Consider the following 18,332-nt stretch of genomic DNA (forward strand, 5'->3'; position numbering starts at 1 on the left):
ACACCGTGGTGGTGTCGGGGCCCTCGTACGTCAGAGGGCCAGCAGGGCCAGTCCGGCGCAGGCACAGGCCCACAGGACGCTCACGAAGGTCCCGATCAGGAAGCGTTCGGCGATGCCCGTGCGCTCTTCGTTGCGCAGCTCGGGATAGCGCCCCAGCCCTTTGAGAGCAAGCGTGAGCGCCAGGCCTTCGGGCCACCCGCTGAGCAGGGCCGCGAAGATCGCGACCCGTTCGAGGGCCCCGATCCAGGCGCCGCCACGCAGCACCTCGGCGGCCCGGCGGGTCGACCCGGCGGCCGGGGCGCCGGGCCCGTCAACGAGGCGGAAGGTGGCTGCGGTCACGGGTCCGCCACCGAAGACGGCGAGCAGGCCCAGGGCCGCGACGACGGAGAGGTCGGCGAACCCGGAGCCGAGGTCGGGGTCGGCGCCCTGCAGGACGACAGCGAGCACTGCCACGACGGCGACGAGGCCACCGGCCACGAGTCGACTCCCGTGCAGGCGCCAGCCGCAGGCCGCGAGGACGAGGGCGGCGGCGAGCAGGGCGCTGGTGGTGAGGGCAGCGGCGGTCGTCATGCGGTCTCCAGGGCGTGGGCGGTCAGGAAGGTGGCCAGGTCGGCGGCGCGTCCAGCCTCCACCACACCTGCCGCGGCGGCCCGCTGACTCACCGCCGACTGGCTGATGCCCAGGGTCGCGCCGACGTGCTCGTACGTCGTGCCTGCGGCCAGGAGGTCGACGACTTCCCAGCCTTTGGGGGAGCGGCGTTCCAGCACGCCTGCCCAGAGCCACAGGGCCGACTCGAGGTGGCGGCACCACGCGTTGTCGCCCTCGACCCGGAGGTGGTGCGGGGCCGTGCGGGCGGCCCCGACGGCGGCGCGTGCGGCGACGTACGCCTCGCCGCGCCCGGCGCGCGTCGAGTCCGGGAGAGGGGCCTCGATCCCGCCGATCCCGACACCGACGTGCCAGCGTCCGTCGCGGACGAGCCTCTCGATCGCCGCCGTCACGGAGGCGGGGGAGTCGAGGACGGCCTGCATCTCGTCTCCTGCGGTCCGCTCCCAGGGGCGCAGGACCTCCACGTCCGCCAGCAGCGCGAGGGCGGCCGGCACGGCGTCGTCGGAGCGACGGCTTCCGCGCTGGTCGACGGTCAGCACGACCGCTCGGAGCGAAGCAGGACTCATGCCGACCAGTATTAGGTCAAACCCTTATGGACGCAAGGCATAAGGGAAAAACCTTCAGCGGCGGGCGATCAGGCCGATCACGGCCGGGGCCTTGTTCTCCACGATCGAGACCCGGAAGCCGCCGTCCACCAACGACTTGGACGCCTTCTTCACGATGTTGGGCACGAGCTCGGGGCGGTTGGCCTCGTAGAAGAGGTAGACCGCTCCGCCGGGCACCACGCGCTCGTGCAGCAGCGCCACCTCGTCGGGACAGTCGCGCACCCAGAAGAGGTTGACGTTGAAGGCGAAGACCTTCGTCAGCCGCTTCACGGGCACGCGCAGCGTGGCGAGGTCGATCTGGCGCACCGTCAGCCGCCCGGCCTCCACGTGCTGGACGTTGCGTCGCTTCGTGCGGTCGACGCCCGACTCGGACCGGTCGATCGCGAACAGCTTGCCGCCCTGGAGGCGCGAGCAGATGAGCTCGGCGCCGGCGCCGTTGCCGCAGCCGATCTCGAGCACCTGGTCGGTGGGCTGCACGTCCATCACGTCCACCGCCCACTTGATCCTGGGCGGAATCGTCTGCAGAGCCATGGGGTACAGCCTGCCACTACTGCGGAACCTAGTCAGGCACCGCCACCCGATGGAAACGCCGAGGACGCTAAGTTGTGCCTCGTGAACACCGCGACCCACGCTGCCACCTCTGAGCTCCGAGTCGCCGTCCTGGGGGCGCGCGGCAAGGTCGGCAGGGAGATCTGCCGAGCCGTCGAGGACGCCGAGGGGATGACCCTCGTGGCCGAGGTCGACGCGGGCGACAGCATCGAGGTCCTCGTCGAGGCCGGGGCGCAGGCAGTCGTGGACTTCACCCACCCCGACGTCGTCATGGGCAACCTGGAGTACTGCATCGACCACGGCATCCACGCCGTCGTCGGCACCACCGGCTTCGACGACGACCGCCTCGCGCAGCTGCGTACGTGGTTGGAGGGGGCGCCGAGCACGGGCGTGCTCATCGCTCCCAACTTCTCCATCGGCGCCATCCTCATGATGCGTTTCGCCGCCCAGGCGGCGCCCTTCTTCGACTCCGTCGAGATCGTCGAGCTCCACCACCCGACCAAGGCCGACGCGCCCTCCGGCACGGCCCGGCGCACCGCCGAGCTGGTGGCCGAGGCACGCCGCGCCGCAGGCTCCGCAGCGATGCCCGACGCCACCAGCACCGCCCTCGCCGGTGCCCGCGGAGCCGACGTCGAGGGGATCCCGGTCCACTCGGTGCGCGTCCGCGGCCTGGTCGCACACCAGGAGGTCATCCTCGGAGAGCTGGGGGAGACCCTCACGATCCGTCACGACTCGCTCGACCGCGCCGGGTTCGGCCCGGGCGTGCTCGCTGGCCTGCGCGCCATCGAGGACCACCCCGGCCTCACCGTGGGCCTCGAGCACTTCCTCGACCTGCCACGCTGAGCCCGCCGGCGTACGCAGCTCAGAGCAGGCGGACGAGCGCGGCGGTGAGCGCCGCGCCGAAGACCACGACCAGGAACGGCGCGCGGAGCACGAGCGCCACCACGGCGAAGGCGAGCCCGGCCAGGCGTGCGTCCAGCGTGAGCGTGCTGCCCGAGGTGAAGACCTGGACCGCGATCAGGGAGGCCAGCAGCGCCACCGGGATCAGGTCGGCCACCCGACGGACGACCGGGTGGGCGAGCACGGCCGGGGGCAGTGACATGCCGGCGAGCTTGAGCAGGTAGCAGGAGACGCCCGCGACTGCCACGGCGACCCAAGTCATCGCACCGCTCCGGGGCCGTCCGGGGCAGCCGGTCGCAGCAGGCCGGCGAGCAGGGCGACGCCTCCGGCTGCGAGCACGGGGACCCCAGCTCCTGTGAAGGGGGCCAGTCCGAGTGCCACGACGGCGGCGAGCAGGCCGATCGCCTGGTTGCTGCGTGAGGCGAGGCGCGGCCACAGCAGGGCGAGGAACGCCGCCCCCACCGCCGCATCGAGCCCGTAGACCCGTGGGTCACCGATGTGGTCGCCCGCGACCGCGCCGACGAGCGTGGCCAGGTTCCACAGCAGGAAGATGGAGCCGCCGGTGTGCCAGAACCCCACGCGGGCCTGCTCGGGGGTGTCGCGGGTCACCGCCATGGCGGTCGACTCGTCGATGACGAGGTGGGCTGCCAGCCAACGGCGCTGCCCCTTCAGGCCCAGGGTCGGGGCGAGCTTGAGTCCGTAGAGGGTGTTGCGCGTGCCGAGGAGGGTCGCGGTCAGAGCCGCTGACCACGGACTCGCGCCTGCCGCCACGACGCCGACGAAGGCGAACTGCGAGGCGCCCGTGAACATCACCAGCGACAGTGCGCAGGTCTGCAGGACCGACAGGCCGGCCGCGACCGAGATGGCGCCGAACGAGACGCCGTACACGCCGGTGGCGATGCCGACCCCCCACGAGTCACGCACCAGGGCGCTGCGCCACGGAGGCCCACCGTCGGTGGTCGGGCTGGGCGTCGGCACGCGCAGACCCTAGCCCACGTCCTTCGCGGGCCAGGAGTCAGCGACGGCGCTGCGTACGCAGGAGCGCCGCGCGCTCACGACGGCTCTCGTGCACCGTCAACCACGCCAGGGCAGCACCGACCACGATGCCGAGGACCACGCCGGCGGAGGTGACGACCGGCACCTGGGGGTTGGCCCCCACCCACACGCCGACCACGACGCTGACGGCGAGCAGGGTGCCGGCAATGACGAGACGGTGGAACCGCGGCAGGGGTCCGAACATGACGGCCGCTCCTTCGACGCTGGCACGTCGACAGTGACGTGCACCACTCCATGGTGCCGCGCGCGGCCAGGAAATCAAGAGGCCGTGCCGCCGCGTGAGGCGGGGCGCCGTCAGCCGATGGCGGTGTGCAGCCGCACCTGTCGTACGCCCGTGGCGGCGTCCTCGTCGAGTGCGAGCTCGCGGTGCGCGCCGTCGGCGTCCCATCCTGCGTCGGTGAGGAAGGTGCGCAGCGCGTCGTCGCGGCTCCCCACCCACGTGACGGCGGTGGTGAACTGGTCCGCCACGAGTGTGTCGACGGCGGCCTGCAGCAGCCGGGATCCGTGCCCTGCGCCGCGTTCGCCCGGCTCCACCGTCAGGTCCGTCATCTCGCCGACCACCACCTGGTCGCAGTCCGGGTCGGTGGCGGGACCGGTCAGCACGAACCCGACCAGGCGGTCGCGCTCGAGTGCCACCAGCACGCGTCGCCGGGCGTCGCCGGGGGAGACAAGTGCCGTGCGCCAGACGGGCTCCAGCACCCGAGGGTCGTCCGGCAGGCGGTCGGCGGGAACGGTCCCGGCCCAGTCGGACTGCCAGGCCCGGACCTGCACGGCAGCGATGGCCGGGGCGTCGTCGGCCCAGGCCACGCGAACGCTGACATCGGCGGAGGGAGCACTCATGCCCTCATCCTGCCGGGTCAGGCCCTCCCGCGGGTCAGCGGTAGGTGTCGGGAAGCTGCTCGCCGATCTTGCGGGTCGGCTTGGGCAGGCGCATGAACTTCATCTGCATGGCGCGCATCACCGCGTAGTAGGTCGTGCCCTTCAGGGGCTCGCCCGGGAAGCGCTGCGTGAGCTCGCGGCGCAGACGCATCCGCAGCCACACCATGTCCATGACGATGAAGACCATGGCGCCCAGCAGGACGACCTCGCTGAGGTTCATCAGGTAGGCGTTGCCGGTCCATCCCAGGATCAGGCTGATGACCATGATCGGGATCAGCAGCTCGATGAAGGAGAAGCGCACGTCGACGTAGTCGCGGATGAAGCGACGCACGGGACCACGGTCGCGTGCCGGGAGGAAGCGCTCGTCACCGGTCTTGAGCGCTTCGCGGGTGCGCTGGGTCGACTCGGCGCGGGCCGCGCGCTGGGCTGCGGCCATCTCCTTGCGGGTGCGCGGGGTCTTCGCGCGGGCCCTGGCTGCGGCCTCGGCCTCCTTGCGGCTGGGCGTCGGACGTCCCTTGCCACCGGGCTTGGGGGGAGCGGTGGTCTCCGGGGCGGAGGGGGCGGGCTGGTTGCGACGGAACAACGCGGACGACCTTCGTGACGACGTGGCGGGGACCCGCTGGCTCGGGCACTGCGATTCTACCGGGACGTGGGGGGGAGGACGTGCCTTGGTGAATGTCCTAGGGTTGGGACACCGTCGAAGCTCGCAGGACACCGACCCGCACGAGGAGGGGCACGCCCCCATGAGTCTCATGAAGCGCATCAGCCTGATCTTCCGTTCCAAGGCCAACCGAGCCCTGGACCGGGCCGAGGACCCCCGCGAGACCTTGGACTACAGCTACCAGCGTCAGCTCGAGCTGCTCAACAAGGTGCGGCGCGGCGTGGCCGACGTGGCCACGAGCCGCAAGCGGGTCGAGCTGCAGCTCAACCAGCTCGAGCAGCAGCAGGCCAAGCTGTCCGGCCAGGCGCAGAAGGCCATCGACATGGGCCGCGAGGACCTCGCCCGTGAGGCGCTGACCCGCAAGTCCGGCCTCTCCGCGCAGATCAACGACCTCACGGCGCAGCACGCCCAGCTCCAGGGTGAGGAGGAGAAGCTCGTCCTGGCGCAGCAGCGTCTGCAGGCGAAGGTCGAGGCCTTCCGCACCCGCAAGGAGACCATCAAGGCGAACTACTCCGCCGCCGAGGCCCAGACGCGCATCGGCGAGGCGATGTCCGGCATCGGCGAGGAGATGGGTGACGTGGGCATGGCCATCCAGCGCGCCGAGGACAAGACCGCCAACATGCAGGCGCGGGCGGGTGCCATCGACGACCTCCTGGCATCTGGCGCCCTCGACGACGTGACCGCGATCGGCGGAGGCGACGACATCACCCGCGAGCTCGACGCGATGAGCTCCGCCTCCGACGTCGAGGCAGAGCTCGCCGCGTTGAAGTCGGGCAAGTCCGGGACGCAGGCCATCGAGGCCCCGGAGGGCACCGACGTGCTCTCCACCGACGAGGCCCGTGAGCGCACGGAGGGGAACGCCTGATGATCATCCGTATCCTGGGCGAAGGTCAGTACGACGTCCCCGAGGCAGCGGTCGCCGAGCTCAACGCCCTCGACGCGGTCGTGGACAGTGCCGTCCGGGCGGGCAACGAAGCGGCCTTCGCCGACGCCTTGCGAGAGCTGCTGGCGGGCGTACGCCGCGTCGGCACGCTGCACGCGGTCGACAGCCTCGACGCCTCCGACCTGATCCTTCCCATGGAGGACGCCACGCTGCTGGAGGTCCAGGACCTGCTGGCCGACGACGGCCTCATCCCGGGCTGACCATGGCGCACTCCCGTTTCATCAAGGACACCGGGCTGACGGTCCGTATGACGTTGGTGCTCTTCCTGCTGGGCGCGCTCTTCGTCACGCTGGTGGGGGTGCTGATGGCGCTGTTCCCCAACTACGCGATCGTCATCGCCGTCATCGGCATCGGCATCGCCTTCTACCAGTGGTGGACCTCCGACAAGGTGGCGATGAGGGCGATGCGCGCCCGTGAGGTGAGCCCTGCTGAGGCGCCCGAGCTGCACGCCATGATCGACCGCCTCTGCGCGGTCGCCGACATGCCCAAGCCCCGCGTCGGCATTGCCGACATGGCGATCCCCAACGCCTTCGCGACGGGGCGTTCCCCGGACCGCTCCGTCGTCTGCGTCACCACCGGGATCCTCGGCATGCTCACCGCCGAGGAGCTCGAGGGCGTGCTCGCCCACGAGCTGGCCCACGTCGCCCACCGTGACGTGCTGGTGATGACGTTGGCCGCCTCCGCCGGCATCCTGGCTGGTCTGCTGACGCGCGGTGCCCAGTACGGCGGCCTGGCTCGGGGGCGCAGCAACAACAACAACGGCGGTGCTGCTGCAGCCTTCGTCCTCACGCTGGTGGTCAGCCTGGTCGTCTACGCGATCAGCTTCCTCCTCATCCGGCTGCTGTCGCGCTACCGCGAGCTCTCCGCCGACCGGGCCGGCGCCTACCTGACCATGAAGCCGGGAGCCCTGGGATCGGCGCTCCAGAAGATCAGCGGCGGCATGGCAGCCATCCCGGACCGTGACCTGCGCAGCGCGCAGGCCATGAACGCGTTCTTCATCACCCCGGCGGCCAAGGGCTCGGGGATGGCTGGCCTCGCGAGCACCCACCCGCCCCTGGAGCAGCGGCTGGCCCAGCTCGCGCGTATCCAGACCGAGCTCGGACGGACGGCCGGCTGACCGTGGGCTTCTTCGACGCGATCATGGGGCGCTCGCGTCCTGCCCCGCCGCGCCTCGACGCCCTCTTCAGCATTCCCAGCGCCGCGCTGACGTTGGAGTCGTCGCTGGGTCTGCGTCCGACCGGCCTCGGGTCGGTCTGCTACCGCGCAGCTGACGGGGCCGCCTTCGCCGAGATCTCCCAGGAGATCGACACGCTCATCGAGTCGGGTGCGGACGCCCCCGACGTCTCGACCAGCGTGGACGGCTACGGCTACACGTGGCTGACCGTTCGGGGCGAGGCGTCCGACCTCTCCTCCCTCTGCACCAACCTCCACGTCGTCAACAGCACGCTGGAGGCCCAGGGGTTCGGGTACGGCCTGCTCTGCACGATGGTGCCCTTCGAGGGGCACGACGGTCGCCGAGTGGGACTGGTCTACCTCTACAAGCAGGGCACCTTCTACCCGTTCGCGCCCATGCGCGGGGAGCAGAAGCGTGACAACGTGCTCGAGCTCCAGGTGCGTGACCAGTTGGTGGGCGAGCTCAGCATGGAGAAAGATCTGCAGCGCTGGCTCGCGCTGTGGAATGCTCCCGGACTGTGAGCGAGCACACCTCAGGCGACCCCTCCGTGTCCGACGCCGCGGCTCTTCTCGAGCGCTACGGGATCGTGCCCGGCGTCCCCTCCGGGCCACTGGTGGCGCAGTGCCGCCTGGCCCGGGTGGCCACCGGTGCCGCCGCTGTCGCGGTGCACCTGGACGGTCTCGCTGAACCGGTCGCCTCCGACGGCGACCCGGCACAGGCGCCTGCGGTGGCCTCCGCCGGCCTGCTCGACGAGGACGGCGGTGTGCTCGGCCGCCTCGTCGCGTACGCCGACCGGCCGGTCGACGCCGGCCTGCTGGAGGTGGCCGCCGGGGGTGTCGCCGCTCTGCTGGAGGCGGAGGTCGCCCGAGACCGGATCTTCGACCTGGAGGAGGCGGTGGCACGCTCCGACGACCAGCTGGCCCAGGCGTCAGGTCAGATCGTGCACGACCTCAACAATCCGCTGGCAGCGATCGCCATGTGCCTGGAGATCGCGCGGGAGCAGGTGCCCGACGGCGACCTGCTCGCGTCGCTGCTCGACCGCGCCGCGGGCAGCGCTGCCCGGATGAAGCGGATGACCGTGGCGCTCAATGACTACGGGCAACGCATCACCCAGGGCTCCACCGACCTGGCCGTCGAGGTCCCTGCGCTGCTGAGGGAGTTCGAGCCGCTGCTCGACGAGGTCGTCGAGGTGGTGGAACCCTTGCCGGTCGTGGCGATGTCGCCCGGCGACGTACGCACCGTGCTCACCGCCCTGTGGGAGAACGCCACCAAGTTCCGCGACGACGAGGTCGACCTCGAGGTCGTCGTCGACGCCGAGCAGGTGGGCGAGGCCTGGCGCGTCCGGGTCACGGACAACGGGCGCGGCATCGGCCAGGCGGAGCTCGAACGGATCTTCGCCCCCACCGTGCGGCTCGACAAGCGCATCCCCGGCATGGGCCTGGGGCTGGCCACCGTGCGCCGCATCGTCGCCGCTGCCGGTGGCCGGGTCGGCGCTGAGCAGGCGCACGGGGGTGGCACGCGGATCTGGTTCGAGGTGCCGGCTGCGGGTCCGTCAGGGCACGCAGGGGCCGGGCGGCAGGTCAGCCCCGACTAGGATCTCGGGCATGACGACGATCGACCTGCCGCTGCTGCCCCTGGGCAAGGGCCGTGACCTCGACTCCGAGCGTGGGGTGGAGTGCCCCGGGGACCTGCCCGCTGCCTCCGACCCGGACCTGGTGGCGCGGGCGCTGGCGGCCAAGGAGGCGCTGGGTGAGCGGCTCTTCGTCCTGGGGCACCACTACCAGCGTGACGAGGTCATCCAGTTCGCCGACGTCACCGGAGACTCCTTCAAGCTCGCCCGTGAGGCGGCTGCCCGTCCGGCCGCCGAGTTCATCGTCTTCTGCGGCGTCCACTTCATGGCGGAGTCGGCTGACATCCTGACGGCCGACACGCAGAAGGTCGTCCTGCCCGACCTGGCCGCCGGTTGCTCGATGGCCGACATGGCCCGTCTGGGTCAGGTCGAGGACGCCTGGGACGCGCTCGCCGAGGCCGGCATCCAGGACGCCGTCGTCCCGATCACCTACATGAACTCGTCGGCCGACATCAAGGCCTTCTGCGGTCGCAACGGCGGCGCGGTCTGCACCTCGTCCAACGCCGAGGTCGCCCTGGAGTGGGCCTTCGCCCAGAAGCCCGAGGTCGAGGGCGGTGCGAAGGTCTTCTTCTTCCCCGACCAGCACCTCGGACGCAACACCGCCGTCCTGCAGATGGGCTACTCCCTCGAGGACTGCGTGGTCTGGAACCCGCACCTGCCCAACGGAGGCCTCACGGTGCAGCAGCTGCGTGACGCCAAGATGATCCTCTGGCGCGGGCACTGCTCCGTCCACGGCCGTTTCCGTCCCGAGGTCATCGACGAGCTGCGCGCTGCGCACCCCGGCCTCAACGTCATCGTCCACCCGGAGTGCACCCACGAGGTGGTCACCAAGGCCGACCTCGTCGGATCGACCGAGTTCATCATCAAGACCATCGAAGCGGCCGCCCCCGGGACCACGTGGGCGATCGGCACCGAGCTCAACCTGGTCAAGCGTCTGGCCGATGCCCACCCCGACAAGAACATCGTCTTCCTCGACCGCAACGTCTGCTACTGCTCGACGATGAACCGGATCGACCTCCCGCACCTCGTCTGGGCGCTGGAGAACCTCGTGGCCGGCAACGTCGTCAACCAGATCTCCGTGGACCCCGCCACCGAGGAGTGGGCCCAGGTCGCGCTCCAGCGCATGCTCGACCTGCCGGGGCGCACGGCCAAGGACTGACCCCGGCGCTGCGTCACAGCCCCTGCGCGGTCACGACGCTGCCCGTGACGACGCTGCCCGTCACAACAACGCGCGGTGGTGCAGGTAGGGCGACGGGGGCTTCATCCCGGCCAGGCACAGGTAGCCCTGGGCCCGTAGGGAGAGACCGGCCGCCATCCCCACGTCGATCGCCCACTGGTTGGCCGCGGTCACGTGCGCCTGGCGTACGTCGGCCCCCACCGCGCCGCTGAGGGCGTCGGTGAGCAGGTCCGTGGCCGTACGCCGGTCACTGGCCGCGAGCAGCTCCACGGTCGAGTCCGGGGCCAGGTAGGCGTACCCACGCCGGTGGGGCCGGTCGATGACGCGCAGCGGGTGCAACGCCGAGAGGAGGGTGTGGTCCTCCCCGCGCCCCGCACCGCGCAGGCCCCGGTCGAGGGAGTCCATCCACTCGTGGTCGCTCGGACGTCCGTCGCGCACGTGGAGCGGCAGCTCCATGGCGGTGGCGCCGACCGTGCCCTCCAGGACCATCGTCGGGTGCAGGTCGAGCCCTGCCGACCGGTAGCGGCGCAACGCCTTGGGATCGGTGGTGGCACCGACCATGCGGCGCAGGGCCCCGCGGCCGTGGTGGGCCGCGGCGTCGAGCAGCGCGCGCCCGATGCCGCGCGCCTGCCAGGACGGGTGCACGGCGTACGTCGCCAGGATCCACAGGCCCTCGCGTCGCAACGAGGTGGCGAAGCCGACCATCGTGCCGTCGGCGTCTGCCACCCAGCAGCCGGCGCCGTCACGGCTGACCAGGTGGGCGGTGCGCACCTGCCAGGCGGCGGCGCGTTCGGGTGGCCGGGTGAGGTCGCTGTTTCCCTCGAGCACCGCGAAGGCGAGGGCGGAGAGGCGCTCGGCCTCGGCGACGTCGTCCACCCTCATCGGGCGCAGGATCACCGCGCCTGAGCGTCCCACGGCTGTCGGATCCATGGCGTCACCCTAGGTGAGGGTCTGCCGTCGTCCTGCCGAGTCCTGCTGCCGTGCCTGCTCGCGCCCGACGCCGGGCGCTCCACCGGCACACGGCAGGATGTGCGCCATGCGCGTCCTCCTCGCCCCCGACAAGTTCGCCGGCACCCTCACCGCGGTCGAGGCAGCCGAGGCCATGGCGACGGGGTGGCGACGCCACGACCCGCGGGTGGAGTTCGACCTCGCGCCCATGGCTGACGGCGGCCCCGGCTTCGTCGACGTCCTGCACACCTCGTTGGGGGGCGAGGTCGTGGAGACGATGGTCTCCGGCCCGCACGGCCGCCCGACGCCCGGGCGTGTGCTGGTGGTCTCCGACGTCGCGTACGTCGAGTCGGCGCAGGCCTGCGGGCTGCACCTGTCGGGGGAGGGGGAGCCTCGGAGCGCCACGACGTACGGGGTGGGGGAGCTGGTCCGGGTTGCCCTCGCCGCCGGCGTGCGCCGCATCGTCCTCGGCGCCGGCGGCTCTGGCACGACTGACGGGGGAGCGGGCCTGCTGGCTGCCCTCGGTGCCACGGCCGACGTCCCGCTCGAACGTGGCCCGGCAGGACTCGAGGGAGTCAGTCGCGTGGACCTCGCGCCGGCTCGTACGGCGCTCGGTGACGTGGAGCTCGTGCTGGCCAGCGACGTCGACAACCCCCTCACCGGTCTCTTCGGTGCCGCCAAGGTCTACGGTCCCCAGAAGGGCCTGGGCGAGGAAGAGCTGCCTGAGGTCGACCGGCTCCTCGAGGCGTTCGCGGTGGCCTGTGACCGCCGTACGTCACTCGAGAAGGGTGCAGGCGCCGCGGGCGGACTGGGTTTCGCCGCCCTGCTCCTGGGGGCGCAGCGCCGTCCGGGACTGGACGTCGTCGCCGAGGCCGTGAGCCTGGCGGAGCGTCTGCGTGCCGCCGACCTGGTGGTCACCGGCGAGGGCGCCTTCGACTTCTCCAGCCGTTCGGGCAAGGTCCCCTACGGCGTCGCCCAGTGGGCAGGGGAGGCGTTGCGCCCCTGCATCACCCTGGCCGGGCAGGTGCTCGTGGGTGCACGGGAGATGCGGGCCCTGGGGATGGATGCCGCCTACTCGATGGTCGAGATGGTGGGGGAGGAGCGTTCGTTCGCCGATCCGGCCGGTGCGCTGGCGGACCTCGCCGAGCGGGTCGCCCGTAGTTGGACGGTCGGGGAATAACCCTCGGTGTGAGACGATTGAGGTCGGTAACAACCACGAGCCACCCATGGGAGTTCAGATGACCGACCAGGTCGAGACCACCGAAGAGCGCCGCACCGACCAGATCAACCTGAGCGGGGTCGCTGCTGCCAAGGTGAAGAGCCTCCTGGAGCAGGAAGGTCGCGATGACCTCGCGCTCCGCATCTCGGTGCAGCCGGGTGGCTGCTCGGGCCTGCGTTACCAGCTGTTCTTCGACGAGCGCACCCTTGACGGTGACGTCGTCACCGACTTCGACGGCGTGAGCGTCGTCGTCGACCGCATGAGCGTCCCCTACCTGAACGGTGCGCAGATCGACTTCGTCGACTCCATCGAGAAGCAGGGCTTCACCATCGACAACCCCAACGCCACCGGCTCCTGCGCCTGCGGCGACTCGTTCCACTGAGCCTGCGGCGACCCCGGCCGGCGTGAGCCCGGCGGCGAGGTCCGCGCCGGGCCCCCGGAACAAGGAAGAAGCCCCCACCTGAGCAATGGGGGCTTCTCCATGTCCGCACGGTGGCGGACGGGCCGGTGTCAGTCCATGTGCAGGTGCAGAGCGTTGGCGATCCGGGCGGCTGCCGCGCTCACCCGGATCTCGTTCTTCACCACCTCGCGGGGGTAGTCCTCGAAGCGGATGCTCGGCGCCTCCTGGCTGACGGCCTTGACCACGCGCTCCAAGCGGAGGGAGGACACGACCTCGCGGCAGTCGGCGACCAGTTCAGGAGTGGCCGACAACTCGTCGTGGGTCAGGTGTGAGCTTGCAGTGCTGATGGTCATGTCAAGGACCGTAGGCGTTACCGATTGGTACCGAAAGCGGTACTCGCAGGTAGTGTGTCGGAACATGTCGCTGCTCATCGCCGGGTCCATCGCCACTGACCACCTGATGTCCTTCGGCGGTCGTTTTGCCGACTCGCTCGTGGTGGACCAGCTGGACAAGCTGTCCGTCTCGTTCCTCGTCGACGACCTCGAGGTCAGGCGTGGGGGCTGCGCCGCCAACATCTGCTTCGGCCTCGGCAGCCTGGGGCTCAACCCGGTGCTGGTGGGCGCCGTGGGCGAGGACTTCGCCGACTACCGTGCCTGGCTGGAGCGCCACAACGTGGACTGCGACTCCATCCACGTCTCCGAGACCCGGCACACGGCCCGTTTCGTGTGCACCAACGACACCTCGATGGCACAGATCGCCTCGTTCTACCCGGGCGCCATGAGTGAGTCCCGCGAGATCGAGCTCAAGCCGATCGTCGACCGCGTCGGCGGCCCCGACTTCGTGCTCGTCGGTCCGGACGACCCCGAGGGCATGCTCCGCCACACCGAGGAGTGTCGCCAGCGCGGCTACCGCTTCGTGGCCGACCCCTCCCAGCAGCTCGCCTTCGGCGACGGCGACCTGATCCGTCAGCTGGTTGACGGGGCCGACATCCTCTTCTCCAACGAGTACGAAGCCTCCCTGATCACCCAGAAGACCGGGTGGAGCGACCAGGACGTCCTCGACCGGGTCGGCACCTGGGTCATCACCCTGGGGGCAGCCGGCGTGAAGGTCGTCGCCAACGGTGCCGAGACCATCGAGGTCGCGGCCCTGTCGGAGGTGGTGGCCGTCGAGCCCACCGGCGTGGGGGACGCCTTCCGTGCCGGCTTCCTCGCAGCGCTGGCCTGGGGCCTGGAGCACCGCCACGCTGCAGAGCTCGGGTGCCTGCTCGCCGCCCACGTCGTGGAGCAGGTCGGCACCCAGGAGTACACGCTCAACCGGGAGAAGTTCCTGGCGCGGTGCGAGACGGCGTACGGCCCGGAGTCGGCGGCCGTCCTCGCGCCGCACCTGCACACCCTGCGCTGACGGGCTCGGTCGCGGCGTCCTGCCCCGATCTGCTCTTTCGCGAGGCCAGGGGCGGCGTCAGGAGAGACGGCGTACGAGGTGGCGCGGCGCCCCGTCGTCAGCCGCGTCCTCGCCGACGTACTCCTGCCCGCGCATCCGGCACCAGGCCGGGACGTCGGTGCGTGCGGCGACGTCGTGCGTCACGACGCCCACCACTTCTCCCAGCGGGACCCGGTCGAAGGCTTTCGCCAGCTCGATCACGGGCAGGGGGCAGAGCATGGCCCGACAGTCGAGCTCGAGGTCCGGGGTCACCAGCCGATCCTCTCGCGCAACGAGGTGACGACGCCGGGAAGCGCCGCCAGGAAGGCGTCGACGTCCGCCTCGGTCGTGGTGCGCTGCAGGGACAGCCGTACGTTGCCGTGCGTGAGCGCGCCCATCGCCGCGAGGACGTGCGACGGGGTCAGCGTCGACGACGTGCAGGCTGACCCGCTGGCGACGCCGAAGCCGAGCCGGTCGAGCTCGGTCACCAGCGCCTCGCCGTCCAGGTAGAGGCACGAGAAGGTCACCAGGTGGGGGAGTCGTCGTTCGGCGTCGCCCACCACCTCCACGTCCGGCAGCGTCGCGACCTCGCGCCGGATCCGGTCGACGAGGGCGTGCTGACGACGAGCGAGCTCCTCGGCCTCGTCGCCCACGGCCTGGAGGGCCGCAGCGGCGGCCAGCGCGGCGGGGACGTTCTCGAAGCCGGTGGCGCGCTCGTCGCCGCGGTCGTCGCCCGGGAAGGGCTGGCGCCAGCGGACGCCCTTGCGCACGAGCAGGAGGCCGACGCCCGCCGGGCCTCCCCACTTGTGGGCGGAGGCGGCGGCGGCGCTCCAGCCCGGGGGGAGGGGGAGACGTCCGGCGCTGGCGCAGGCGTCCATGAAGAGCGGTACGTCGCCGGCAGCGCGGGCGATCGCTGCGACGTCGTGGAGGGTGCCGACCTCGTGGTTGGCACTCTGCACGGCCAGCACCGAGACCGAGCCCTCCGCCGTTGCGACTGCCCGGGCCGCGGCTTCCGGCAGCACCTCGCCGGTGGGCGTCACGGGCACCTCGACGACCGTCTCCCCGGTCCACCTGGCGGCGTGCAGCACGGAGGAGTGCTCCACCGCGGACACGACGACGGTGCGCCCCGCGCGTGACCGGGCGCCATGGAGGCCCAGGAGCCCTCGGTGGACGGCGTCGGTGCCCGACGGCGTGAAGGTGACCTCGTCGGGGCGTACGGCCAGCTGGTCCGCGACCACCTCGCGCGCGTTGTCGAGGAGCAGTCGCGCGCGACGGCCCTCGTGGTGCAGCCGACGCGGGTCGGCCCACCCGGCGTCGAGAGCGGCAAGGAGGACCTCACGGGCCCGCGGGTGGAGGGCCTCGGAGGAGGCGGCGTCGAGCGGGCGTCGCGCGTCCGGAGGGTGCGGTGTCACGCCCCAGAACCTAGCCCGTGGAGCCGTGGAGCCGCCCTCTGGACTCGGACAGCGACCCAGAACAGGGCGCCCGGTTCGACCCTCCCTGCACCATCGGGAGCCGTTCGGATACTGTTGTGGCCTATACGTGACTGCCCAAGAGAGAGAGGCTCGTTCGTGGGTCTGCAACTCCCCTCGCGCGCAGCGGCACACCTGAAGAAGGGTGTGCGAGGCGCTGTGCTGGGTCTCGGCCTGCTCGCCCTCGGTGCGTGCTCTGCTGAGGACAAAGATCAGCTCGGACGACTTGCCATGCCGGCACCGGCATCGGACAGGGCGCCCGCCATCTTCGAACTGTGGAAGGGGGCCTGGATCGCCGCCGCGGCTGTTGGCGTGCTCACCTGGGGCCTCATGTTCTACGCCGCGTGGCGATACCGCCGTCGCAGCACGAACCTTGTCCCGGTCCAGACGCGCTACAACCTGCCGCTCGAGATCTTCTACACGATCGCTCCCATCCTGATGGTGATCGTCTTCTTCTTCCACACGGTCAACACGCAGAACACCGTGCTGGAGACGAAGGACGACCCTGACCTGGTGATCGACGTGGTCGGCCAGCAGTGGTCCTGGACGTTCAACTACTCGGAGCAGGGCGAGGGCGGCACCACGCCGTACGTCGTCGGCACGACGAACGAGCTGCCCAAGCTGGTCCTCCCGGTCGACCGCACGGTGGAGTTCCGACTCCACTCGCCGGACGTCATCCACTCCTTCCAGGTCGACGCGTTCCTCATGAAGATGGACGTGATCCCCGGCCGTGTGAACGAGTTCCAGGTGACGCCGACCAAGATCGGTGACTTCCGCGGCAAGTGCTTCGAGCTCTGCGGCGTGTACCACTCGCGCATGCTCTTCGACGTCGAGGTGGTCTCGGGTGCTGACTACGACGCCTACCTGGCGGAGCTCCAGCAGGACCCCGACAACGTCGCCAAGGCTCCGGTTCTCGGTGGCTCGAACGTCAACACGCAGCCGGGTCTCGACCCCTTCACTCCCGAAGGAGAAAACCAGTGAGCGCCACGGTGACCACCGACCGGGGCGCGCAGCCCCTCGGTGACCAGACGGTGACCCCCAACCCGGGCGCCAAGCCGCTCGGCGAGCAGGTGGTACGCCTGCTCACCACCACTGACCACAAGCTCATCGGCAAGATGTACCTGGTCACGTCGTTCGTCTGGTTCATCCTGGGCGGCCTGATGGCCATGCTGATCCGTGCGGAGCTCGCGTTCCCCGGTCAGCAGGTCGTCAACGACGAGCTCTACAACCAGCTCTTCACGATGCACGGCACGATCATGCTGCTGCTCTTCGCGACGCCGCTGTTCTTCGGGTTCGCCAACGTGATCATGCCGGTGCAGATCGGTGCGCCCGACGTGGCGTTCCCGCGACTGAACATGTTCAGCTACTGGCTGTACCTCTTCGGCGGCCTGATCGCCGCTTCCGGCTTCCTCACCCCCACGGGTGCGGCCGACTTCGGTTGGTTCGCCTACACCCCGCTCTCCGACGCGATCCGTTCGCCCGGAGTGGGTGGAGACCTGTGGATCATGGGTCTGTGGATGGCCGGTCTGGGAACGATCCTCGGTGCGGTCAACTTCATCACCACGATCATCTGCCTGCGTGCCCCCGGCATGACGATGTTCCGGATGTCGATCTTCACCTGGAACACGCTCATCACGTCGATCCTGGTGCTGCTTGCCTTCCCGATCCTGGCTGGCGCGCTGCTCTCGCTCGAGGCCGACCGCCTGCTGGGCGCCCACATCTTCGACCCGTCGCACGGCGGACCGATCCTGTGGCAGCACCTGTTCTGGTTCTTCGGGCACCCAGAGGTGTACATCATCGCGCTGCCGTTCTTCGGCATCGTGTCGGAGATCCTGCCGGTCTTCTCGCGCAAGCCGATCTTCGGCTACGTGGGTCTGGTCGGCGCGACGCTGGCCATCGCGATCCTGTCGATCGCCGTGTGGGCCCACCACATGTTCGTCACCGGCGCGGTCAACCTGCCGTTCTTCTCCGGAATGACGTTCTTGATCGCGGTGCCAACAGGAGTGAAGTTCTTCAACTGGATCGGCACCATGTGGGGTGGGTCCGTCTCGATGGACACCCCGATGCTGTGGACCATGGGTTTCCTCACCACCTTCCTGTTCGGTGGTCTGACCGGTGTCATCCTGGCCAGCCCCCCGCTGGACTTCCACGTGTCGGACTCCTACTTCGTGGTGGCTCACTTCCACTACGTGGTCTTCGGAACCGTCGTCTTCGCCATGTTCGCCGGCTTCCACTTCTGGTGGCCGAAGTTCACCGGGCGGATGCTCGACGAGCGACTGGGCAAGATCCACTTCTGGCTCCTGTTCTTCGGCTTCCACACCACGTTCCTGGTCCAGCACTGGCTGGGCGTCGAGGGCATGCCGCGTCGCTACGCCGACTACCTGCCCGACGACGGCTTCACCACGCTGAACCAGATCTCCACGGTGGGTGCCTTCCTGACGGCGATCTCCACGCTTCCGTTCCTCTGGAACGTCTACAAGACGTCCAAGACGGAGCCGGTCAACGTCGACGACCCGTGGGGCTGGGGCCGCTCGCTCGAGTGGGCGACCTCCTCCCCGCCGCCGCGTCAGAACTTCCACTCCCTGCCGCGCATCCGCTCCGAGTCCCCGGCCTTCGACCTCCACCACCCGGAGCTCGCAGCCAACGACGACGAGCCCGTCGCACAGACCACCGCAACTACGAAGAAGGGTTGACGCC

The 18,332-nt window shown here is 70.4% G+C and carries 24 protein-coding genes; 12 read left to right on the top strand and 12 right to left on the bottom strand.

All coding sequences use genetic code 11. The features are described from left to right. Positions 1 to 30 precede the first annotated feature (30 nt). The 3 genes from FCL41_RS05805 to FCL41_RS05815 are packed head-to-tail and all read right to left on the bottom strand — an operon-like array spanning position 31 to position 1,742. Positions 31 to 570 (bottom strand): hypothetical protein, encoded by a 540-nt coding sequence (locus FCL41_RS05805; RefSeq protein WP_137066584.1) that lies wholly within the window; start codon positions 568 to 570, stop codon positions 31 to 33. After that, complete coding sequence (locus FCL41_RS05810) at positions 567 to 1,172, bottom strand: transposase (RefSeq protein ID WP_137066586.1); 606 nt, start codon at positions 1,170 to 1,172, stop codon at positions 567 to 569. Before FCL41_RS05810 ends, FCL41_RS05805 begins: the two co-directional genes overlap by 4 nt. Positions 1,173 to 1,226: 54 nt before the next feature. After that, positions 1,227 to 1,742 (bottom strand): class I SAM-dependent methyltransferase, encoded by a 516-nt coding sequence (locus FCL41_RS05815; RefSeq protein ID WP_137066587.1) that lies wholly within the window; start codon positions 1,740 to 1,742, stop codon positions 1,227 to 1,229. An 81-nt stretch (positions 1,743 to 1,823) separates the two neighbouring features. Here FCL41_RS05815 and dapB point away from each other — a divergent pair, with 81 nt between their 5' ends. Next, a complete protein-coding gene (gene dapB, locus FCL41_RS05820; RefSeq protein WP_137066589.1) occupies positions 1,824 to 2,603 on the top strand; it encodes a 4-hydroxy-tetrahydrodipicolinate reductase in 780 nt (259 codons plus the stop codon). Between the two features lie 19 nt (positions 2,604 to 2,622). Here the strand turns inward: dapB and FCL41_RS05825 are convergent, their stop codons facing one another. The 5 genes from FCL41_RS05825 to FCL41_RS05845 all read right to left on the bottom strand — a co-directional run bounded on the left by FCL41_RS05825 (position 2,623) and on the right by FCL41_RS05845 (position 5,178). After that, positions 2,623 to 2,922 carry an AzlD domain-containing protein gene (locus tag FCL41_RS05825; protein WP_137066590.1) on the bottom strand — a complete coding sequence of 100 codons (300 nt, stop codon included), beginning with the start codon at positions 2,920 to 2,922 and terminating at the stop codon, positions 2,623 to 2,625. Further along, positions 2,919 to 3,638, bottom strand: a complete 720-nt coding sequence (locus FCL41_RS05830) for an AzlC family ABC transporter permease (RefSeq protein ID WP_137066591.1) — start codon at positions 3,636 to 3,638, stop codon at positions 2,919 to 2,921. The genes FCL41_RS05825 and FCL41_RS05830 overlap by 4 nt, the downstream gene beginning before the upstream one ends. A gap of 37 nt (positions 3,639 to 3,675) precedes the next feature. Beyond that, complete coding sequence (locus FCL41_RS05835) at positions 3,676 to 3,900, bottom strand: hypothetical protein (RefSeq protein ID WP_137066592.1); 225 nt, start codon at positions 3,898 to 3,900, stop codon at positions 3,676 to 3,678. A 110-nt stretch (positions 3,901 to 4,010) separates the two neighbouring features. Next, positions 4,011 to 4,556 (bottom strand): GNAT family N-acetyltransferase, encoded by a 546-nt coding sequence (locus tag FCL41_RS05840; RefSeq protein WP_137066593.1) that lies wholly within the window; start codon positions 4,554 to 4,556, stop codon positions 4,011 to 4,013. Positions 4,557 to 4,590: 34 nt separating this feature from the next. Then, entirely contained in the window at positions 4,591 to 5,178 is a 588-nt protein-coding gene (locus tag FCL41_RS05845; RefSeq protein WP_137066594.1) for a DUF3043 domain-containing protein, read from the bottom strand. Positions 5,179 to 5,338: 160 nt separating this feature from the next. Here FCL41_RS05845 and FCL41_RS05850 point away from each other — a divergent pair, with 160 nt between their 5' ends. The 6 genes from FCL41_RS05850 to nadA are packed head-to-tail and all read left to right on the top strand — an operon-like array spanning position 5,339 to position 10,162. Next, positions 5,339 to 6,121 carry a PspA/IM30 family protein gene (locus FCL41_RS05850; RefSeq protein WP_170970295.1) on the top strand — a complete coding sequence of 261 codons (783 nt, stop codon included), beginning with the start codon at positions 5,339 to 5,341 and terminating at the stop codon, positions 6,119 to 6,121. Beyond that, a complete protein-coding gene (gene pspAA, locus FCL41_RS05855) occupies positions 6,121 to 6,399 on the top strand; it encodes a PspA-associated protein PspAA (RefSeq protein WP_137066595.1) in 279 nt (92 codons plus the stop codon). The genes FCL41_RS05850 and pspAA overlap by 1 nt, the downstream gene beginning before the upstream one ends. A gap of 2 nt (positions 6,400 to 6,401) precedes the next feature. Beyond that, a complete protein-coding gene (gene htpX, locus FCL41_RS05860; RefSeq protein ID WP_137066596.1) occupies positions 6,402 to 7,316 on the top strand; it encodes a zinc metalloprotease HtpX in 915 nt (304 codons plus the stop codon). Between the two features lie 2 nt (positions 7,317 to 7,318). After that, positions 7,319 to 7,894, top strand: coding sequence for a PspA-associated protein PspAB (gene pspAB, locus FCL41_RS05865; protein WP_137066597.1), 576 nt, complete (start codon positions 7,319 to 7,321; stop codon positions 7,892 to 7,894). Next, a complete protein-coding gene (locus FCL41_RS05870; RefSeq protein WP_137066598.1) occupies positions 7,891 to 8,967 on the top strand; it encodes a sensor histidine kinase in 1,077 nt (358 codons plus the stop codon). Before pspAB ends, FCL41_RS05870 begins: the two co-directional genes overlap by 4 nt. A gap of 10 nt (positions 8,968 to 8,977) precedes the next feature. Continuing rightward, entirely contained in the window at positions 8,978 to 10,162 is a 1,185-nt protein-coding gene (nadA, locus tag FCL41_RS05875) for a quinolinate synthase NadA (RefSeq protein ID WP_137066599.1), read from the top strand. A gap of 60 nt (positions 10,163 to 10,222) precedes the next feature. Here the strand turns inward: nadA and FCL41_RS05880 are convergent, their stop codons facing one another. Beyond that, entirely contained in the window at positions 10,223 to 11,110 is an 888-nt protein-coding gene (locus FCL41_RS05880) for a GNAT family N-acetyltransferase (RefSeq protein WP_137066600.1), read from the bottom strand. A gap of 106 nt (positions 11,111 to 11,216) precedes the next feature. Here FCL41_RS05880 and FCL41_RS05885 point away from each other — a divergent pair, with 106 nt between their 5' ends. Both FCL41_RS05885 and erpA read left to right on the top strand, forming a co-directional pair. Next, positions 11,217 to 12,308, top strand: coding sequence for a glycerate kinase family protein (locus FCL41_RS05885; protein ID WP_137066601.1), 1,092 nt, complete (start codon positions 11,217 to 11,219; stop codon positions 12,306 to 12,308). 58 nt (positions 12,309 to 12,366) lie between these two features. Next, on the top strand, positions 12,367 to 12,729 hold the full coding sequence (gene erpA, locus FCL41_RS05890) for an iron-sulfur cluster insertion protein ErpA (protein ID WP_137066602.1): 363 nt from the start codon (positions 12,367 to 12,369) through the stop codon (positions 12,727 to 12,729). Positions 12,730 to 12,857: 128 nt separating this feature from the next. On the opposite strand, the gene FCL41_RS05895 is transcribed toward erpA, so the two are convergent. Continuing rightward, complete coding sequence (locus FCL41_RS05895; RefSeq protein WP_137066603.1) at positions 12,858 to 13,100, bottom strand: hypothetical protein; 243 nt, start codon at positions 13,098 to 13,100, stop codon at positions 12,858 to 12,860. Positions 13,101 to 13,164: 64 nt separating this feature from the next. Here FCL41_RS05895 and FCL41_RS05900 point away from each other — a divergent pair, with 64 nt between their 5' ends. Beyond that, complete coding sequence (locus tag FCL41_RS05900; protein ID WP_137066604.1) at positions 13,165 to 14,148, top strand: carbohydrate kinase family protein; 984 nt, start codon at positions 13,165 to 13,167, stop codon at positions 14,146 to 14,148. A gap of 57 nt (positions 14,149 to 14,205) precedes the next feature. Here the strand turns inward: FCL41_RS05900 and FCL41_RS17240 are convergent, their stop codons facing one another. Both FCL41_RS17240 and FCL41_RS05905 read right to left on the bottom strand, forming a co-directional pair. Then, a complete protein-coding gene (locus FCL41_RS17240; RefSeq protein ID WP_239021804.1) occupies positions 14,206 to 14,439 on the bottom strand; it encodes a sulfurtransferase TusA family protein in 234 nt (77 codons plus the stop codon). Beyond that, on the bottom strand, positions 14,436 to 15,578 hold the full coding sequence (locus FCL41_RS05905; protein ID WP_212723167.1) for a cysteine desulfurase family protein: 1,143 nt from the start codon (positions 15,576 to 15,578) through the stop codon (positions 14,436 to 14,438). The genes FCL41_RS17240 and FCL41_RS05905 overlap by 4 nt, the downstream gene beginning before the upstream one ends. A gap of 216 nt (positions 15,579 to 15,794) precedes the next feature. Here FCL41_RS05905 and ctaC point away from each other — a divergent pair, with 216 nt between their 5' ends. Then, the gene (gene ctaC / locus FCL41_RS05910; RefSeq protein WP_476739138.1) at positions 15,795 to 16,616 is read left to right on the top strand and encodes an aa3-type cytochrome oxidase subunit II; all 822 of its coding nucleotides are present in this window, start codon (positions 15,795 to 15,797) and stop codon (positions 16,614 to 16,616) included. Between the two features lie 50 nt (positions 16,617 to 16,666). Further along, the gene (gene ctaD, locus FCL41_RS05915) at positions 16,667 to 18,328 is read left to right on the top strand and encodes an aa3-type cytochrome oxidase subunit I (protein WP_137066884.1); all 1,662 of its coding nucleotides are present in this window, start codon (positions 16,667 to 16,669) and stop codon (positions 18,326 to 18,328) included. Positions 18,329 to 18,332 lie beyond the last annotated feature (4 nt).

It is taken from the genome of Nocardioides jishulii, assembly GCF_006007965.1.
GTDB classification, from domain to species: domain Bacteria; phylum Actinomycetota; class Actinomycetes; order Propionibacteriales; family Nocardioidaceae; genus Nocardioides; species Nocardioides jishulii.